This window comes from Citreimonas sp. (genome assembly GCF_042096055.1).
GTDB lineage: Bacteria > Pseudomonadota > Alphaproteobacteria > Rhodobacterales > Rhodobacteraceae > Citreimonas.
In genome coordinates, this window is the sequence record NZ_JBELMH010000134.1 from 1 (window position 1) to 5,132 (window position 5,132).

The 5,132-nt window shown below is 64.6% G+C and carries 6 protein-coding genes; 2 read left to right on the forward strand and 4 right to left on the reverse strand.

Annotated elements, in window-relative coordinates:
* From dnaQ to ACFDTC_RS17370, 4 genes are all read right to left on the reverse strand, one after another.
* Positions 1-451, reverse strand: a 451-nt coding sequence (dnaQ, locus tag ACFDTC_RS17355) for a DNA polymerase III subunit epsilon (protein ID WP_375260134.1), incomplete at its 3' end; no start/stop codon positions are given.
* Complete coding sequence (gene coaE / locus ACFDTC_RS17360; protein WP_375260135.1) at positions 444-1,040, reverse strand: dephospho-CoA kinase; 597 nt, start codon at positions 1,038-1,040, stop codon at positions 444-446. The genes dnaQ and coaE, both read right to left, overlap by 8 nt.
* Positions 1,037-1,876, reverse strand: a complete 840-nt coding sequence (locus ACFDTC_RS17365; protein ID WP_375260136.1) for a shikimate dehydrogenase — start codon at positions 1,874-1,876, stop codon at positions 1,037-1,039. Before ACFDTC_RS17365 ends, coaE begins: the two co-directional genes overlap by 4 nt.
* Positions 1,873-2,472 (reverse strand): Maf family protein, encoded by a 600-nt coding sequence (locus ACFDTC_RS17370; RefSeq protein ID WP_375260137.1) that lies wholly within the window; start codon positions 2,470-2,472, stop codon positions 1,873-1,875. The genes ACFDTC_RS17365 and ACFDTC_RS17370 overlap by 4 nt, the downstream gene beginning before the upstream one ends.
* A 541-nt stretch (positions 2,473-3,013) precedes the next feature.
* Here ACFDTC_RS17370 and rho point away from each other — a divergent pair.
* Complete coding sequence (gene rho, locus ACFDTC_RS17375; RefSeq protein WP_375260138.1) at positions 3,014-4,285, forward strand: transcription termination factor Rho; 1,272 nt, start codon at positions 3,014-3,016, stop codon at positions 4,283-4,285.
* Between the two features lie 9 nt (positions 4,286-4,294).
* Positions 4,295-5,132: tRNA uridine-5-carboxymethylaminomethyl(34) synthesis GTPase MnmE (gene mnmE, locus ACFDTC_RS17380; RefSeq protein ID WP_375260139.1), on the forward strand; the 838-nt coding region annotated here is incomplete at its 3' end.

Sequence of the window (5,132 nt, forward strand, 5' to 3'; positions counted from 1 at the left end):
CGTGCAGCGTGCGCGCGGCGTTGTCGATGCCGAAGCGGCGGCACAGCGCGTCCAGAGACGCGGGAGAGCCGGGAAAGCGGCGGCGCGCGATGTCCAGCGTGTCGATGGCGCAATCGACGGGCAGGGCTGGGCGCTTGCACCAGCCAAGCTCGGCGTTGAGGAATTTCACGTCGAAGGCAGCGTTGTGGATCACCAGCTTCGCGCCGTCGATGAAAGCGCGGAACTCGTCGACAATCTCGTGGAACAGCGGCTTGTCGCACAGGAAATCGTCGCCGAGCCCGTGCACCGCGAAGGCCTCGGCCGGCATGGCGCGCTGCGGGTTGATGTACTGGTGATACGTGCGCCCCGTGGGCACGTGGTTCATCAGCTCGACCGCGCCGATTTCCACGATCCGGTCGCCCTGGTCGGGCTCGAACCCTGTGGTTTCGGTATCGAGGACGATTTCACGCATGATCTGGTAGCCTGTTCCTGATGTCGCGCAAGATATCGTGGACCTGCTCGCGAGCATGGTCAAGGGTATCGGTCTCGATCACGTAGGTCGCCAGCACACACTTTTCCTCGTTCGGCATCTGCCGGGACAAGATGCGGTCGAAATCCGCCTCGGACATGGTGCCGCGCGCGAGGACGCGCGCCTTTTGCGTTTCACGTGAAACGGTGACGCAGGCGGTCGCATCCATTTCGGCCTCGGCACCGGTCTCGAACAGCAGCGGGATGTCGTAGACGGTGATCCGGTCGGCGTGGTCGGCGGCGAAGGCGGCGCGATCGGCTTGGACCAGCGGATGAACGATCGCCTCGATCCGGGGCAGGGCGTTCGCGTCGGTGGCGATGATCGCGCGCAGCGCATCGCGCGCTACGGCGCCGTCACGGACTGCCTGCGGAAAGGCGTCCCCCATGGGCACGACGGCAGCGCCGCCGGCGGAATAGAGGCGATGTACCGCGGCGTCGGCGTCCCAGACGGCGCAGCCCTCATCGGCGAAGAGCCTTGCCGTCGTCGACTTGCCCATGCCGATCGACCCGGTCAGGCCAAGGCGGAAGCTCATGCCAGAACGGCCTCGCGCAGGGCGGCGTCGACCTCGGGGCGGCGGCCGAACCAACGCTCGAACCCCGGCACCGCCTGGTGCAGCAGCATGCCGAGGCCGTCGACCGTCCGGCAGCCGCGTTCGCGCGCGATCCGCAGCAGACGCGTCTCGAGCGGGGCGTAGACCAGGTCGCTGACCACGCAGCCGGGGTGCAGGCCGTCCAGCGGCACGCGCATCTCGGCCTTGCCGGTCATGCCGAGCGAGGTCGTATTGACCAGCAGCGCGCTGTCGTCCAGCAGGTTGCCTGCCTTGACCCAGTCGTACACCTGCACGCGGTTGCCGAAGTTCTCGCGCAGCATCTCGGCCCGCGGGCGGGTGCGGTTGGTCACGCAGATCTCGGGCACGCCGACGTCGAGCAGCGAGGCCACGACCGCCCGCGCGGCCCCGCCGGCGCCAAGCACGGTGGCCGGTCCGGCGGACGGCTTCCAATCAGGCACGGTCTGGCGCAGGTTCTCGATGAAGCCGTAGCCGTCGGTATTGTCGGCGTGGATCTTGCCGTCCGGGCGGAAGATCAAGGTGTTCGCAGCGCCGATCAGCGACGCGCGGTCGGACACCAGGTCGGCCAGCGCCAGCACGCGCTCCTTGTAAGGGATCGTGACGTTGACGCCCACGAAGCCCAGATCGGGCAGCAGGCGCAACGCGGTCTCGAGCCTGTCCTCGGCGATGTCGAGCGGCACGTAATGGCCCTGGATGCCGTAGCGGTGCAGCCAGTGACCGTGCAGCACGGGAGAGCGCGAGTGCGCCACGGGAGAGCCGACGACGCCGGCCAGCGGGATGCGGGGCAACGGGTCGTTCATCCGGGGATGCTCCCCCTGTCGGTGAGGAAGTTCAGGAATTCGAGCAGGGGCAGCCCCTGGATCGTGAAGAGGTCGCCCTGCACATGGGCGAACAGGCGCACGCCTTCCTCTTCGATCTTGTAGGCGCCGACCGAGTCGCAGACCGCGGGCCAGTTACGGTCGAGATAGGCTTCTATGAAGGTGTCCGACACTGGACGCATGGTCAGGCGCGCGGTGCCGACGTGCCGCCAGACGGGTTCGGCGCCTTCGAACAGGACCGCCGCGGACAGCAGACGGTGCGTCTTGCCCCGCAGGCGCCGCAGCTGATCGGCGGCCTCCTCGCGCGTTGACGGTTTCGAAAGGACTTCGCGGTCAAGATCAAGAACCTGATCGCAGCCCAGCACGCGGGCCTCGGGGTGACGCGCCGCGACCTTGGCGGCCTTTGCCTCGGCCAGGGTATCGGCGGTGTCGCGCGGAGAGGCACCTTCGGCCGCCATGGCTTCGCGAATCGCGTCTTCATCGACGCGGGGCGAATCGATCCGGAGGGTCAGACCGGCGGATTCCAGCATCCGGCGCCGGATTTCGGACCCCGATGCGAGGATGAGATCGGATTCCATTGTGGAGAACTCCGTGGATCACCGGGGGTCTAACCGCAGGTATGGTTTTGCTGAGAATCGGACCCGGACGCAAGCGGTGGAGGACTCAGCCTGTTCTGCGCCGCGCCGACGATCTTCTTGACCTGTGGGGTGGGAAAACCGGGCAGAGGGGGAAGACGATGAAGCCCCGTGCTTCTTCCCAAGGTTATTCACAGGTCATTCAAACCGTCTTAAAGATTGGTTTATGTCTGCCAATCAATAGTTTGCGCGCGTGACGAGCGTCGTCATAACGAAACAGTCCGAAAAACTATCCACAGCATGCGGGATTGTGGAGAAAGGGTTGCGAAACGGTTAATCCCCAGCCGAAGCCTCCGTCTACTATCACAACAACCTTACATCTTTCTTTCTATTGGTAAGGAGGTCGGCCGGCTTTCCTGGTTCGACGCCCTCGATTGACGAAACCGGCACGCTCCTGCTATCAGCCATGAAGTCTCCTGTTCTGGATGACACTTCCCTGCATGAACGACCCGCGGTGCGATCTGTGCCCGTGAAAGGATGCCTGATGACCGAGGAACGCCTCAATCTGTCAGACCTGAAGGCGAAAAGCCCCAAGGACCTCTTGGCCATGGCCGAAGAGCTTGAGATCGAGAACGCCTCGACCATGCGGAAGGGCGAGATGATGTTCCAGATCCTGCGCGAACGCGCGGACGAGGGATGGGAGATCTTCGGCGACGGCGTTCTGGAAGTGCTGCAGGACGGGTTCGGCTTCCTGCGCTCGCCCGAGGCCAACTACCTGCCGGGGCCGGACGACATCTACGTGTCACCCGACATGATCCGGAAATACTCGCTGCGGACGGGGGATTCCATCGAGGGCGAGATGCGCGCGCCGGACGACGCCGAGCGCTACTTCGCGCTGGTGAGCGTGACGAAGATCAACTTCGAGGAGCCCGAGAAAGCGCGCCACAAGATCGCGTTCGACAACCTAACACCGCTCTACCCCGACGAGCGGCTGAAGATGGAGATCGAGGATCCGACGATCAAGGACCGCTCGGCCAGGATCATCGACCTCGTCTCTCCCATCGGGAAGGGCCAGCGGGGCCTGATCGTGGCCCCGCCGCGAACGGGCAAGACGGTTCTGCTGCAGAACATCGCCAGCAGCATCGAGAAGAACCACCCCGAGTGCTACCTGATCGTTTTGCTGATCGACGAGCGCCCCGAGGAAGTCACCGACATGCAGCGCTCGGTGAAGGGCGAGGTCGTGTCGTCGACCTTCGACGAACCGGCGCAGCGGCACGTGGCAGTGTCCGAGATGGTCATCGAAAAAGCCAAGCGGCTGGTCGAACACAAACGAGATGTTGTGATCCTTCTCGACTCGATCACACGACTTGGTAGAGCGTTCAACACTGTCGTGCCGTCCTCGGGCAAGGTTCTGACCGGCGGTGTCGACGCGAACGCGCTTCAGCGGCCTAAGCGGTTCTTCGGCGCCGCGCGGAACATCGAGGAAGGCGGCAGCCTGACGATCATCGCCACCGCACTGATCGACACTGGCAGCCGCATGGACGAGGTGATCTTCGAAGAGTTCAAGGGTACCGGCAACAGCGAGATCGTGCTGGATCGCAAGGTCGCCGACAAGCGCGTGTTCCCGGCGATCGACATCCTGAAATCCGGCACGCGGAAAGAAGAGTTGCTGGTCGACAAGGGCGATCTGCAGAAGACGTTCGTACTGCGGCGGATCCTCAACCCGATGGGGACGACCGACGGCGTAGAATTCCTGATCTCGAAGCTGAAGCAGACCAAGACGAACGCCGAATTCTTCGACTCGATGAACAGCTAGGACCCGGTCATGGACACGATCTTTGCCCTAGCGACTGCGCCGGGCAAGGCGGGTCTTGGGGTGGTCCGGGTGTCGGGCCCGCGGTCGGACGACGCGTGCGACGCACTGGCGGGTGCGCGGCCGGAATACCGGCGTGCAAGCCTGCGGCGCCTGTACGGTGCGCAAGGCGACGTGCTCGACGAGGCGCTTGTCCTGCGGTTCGAAGCCGGGAAGAGCTTCACCGGCGAAGACGTGGTCGAATTTCATCTGCACGGCAGCGTCGCGATCATCCAGGCCGTGCTGCGCCGGCTTGGCACGCTGGACGGCTTCCGGATGGCGGAGCCGGGTGAGTTCACGCGTCGGGCGCTGGAAAACGGGCGGATGGACCTGACGCAGGTCGAAGCGCTGGCCGATTTGATCGATTCAGAAACCGAGGCCCAGCGGCGCCAGGCGCTCGATCTTCTATCCGGTGCGCTGAGCGCGCGCGTCGGGCGTTGGCGCGAGGCGACGCTGCGCGCCGTCTCGCTGCTCGAGGCGACGATCGACTTCGCGGACGAGGATGTGCCGGTCGACGTTTCGCCCGAGGTGCGAGCGCTTCTGACTGAAGTCGTCCAGGCGATCGAGGCGGAGCTAACCGGCCTTGATGCGGCGGAACGGGTCAGGACGGGTTTCCAAGTCGCCATCGTCGGACCGCCAAACGCAGGAAAATCCACACTTTTGAATTACTTGGCTGGCCGGGAGGCGGCGATCATCTCGGAAGTGGCTGGAACGACACGCGACGTGATCGAGGTCCGCATGGATCTGGGCGGTCTCGCTGTGACGCTTCTTGATACGGCTGGCTTGCGAGAAACCGAAGATGCTGTCGAGC

Excerpts from the sequence above, each read along its gene's own strand:
- coaE (WP_375260135.1), bottom strand. The coding sequence starts at position 1,040 with ATGAGCTTCCGCCTTGGCCTGACCGGGTCGATCGGCATGGGCAAGTCG.
- ACFDTC_RS17365 (WP_375260136.1), bottom strand. The coding sequence starts at position 1,876 with ATGAACGACCCGTTGCCCCGCATCCCGCTGGCCGGCGTCGTCGGCTCT.
- ACFDTC_RS17370 (WP_375260137.1), bottom strand. The coding sequence starts at position 2,472 with ATGGAATCCGATCTCATCCTCGCATCGGGGTCCGAAATCCGGCGCCGG.
- rho (WP_375260138.1), top strand. The coding sequence starts at position 3,014 with ATGACCGAGGAACGCCTCAATCTGTCAGACCTGAAGGCGAAAAGCCCC.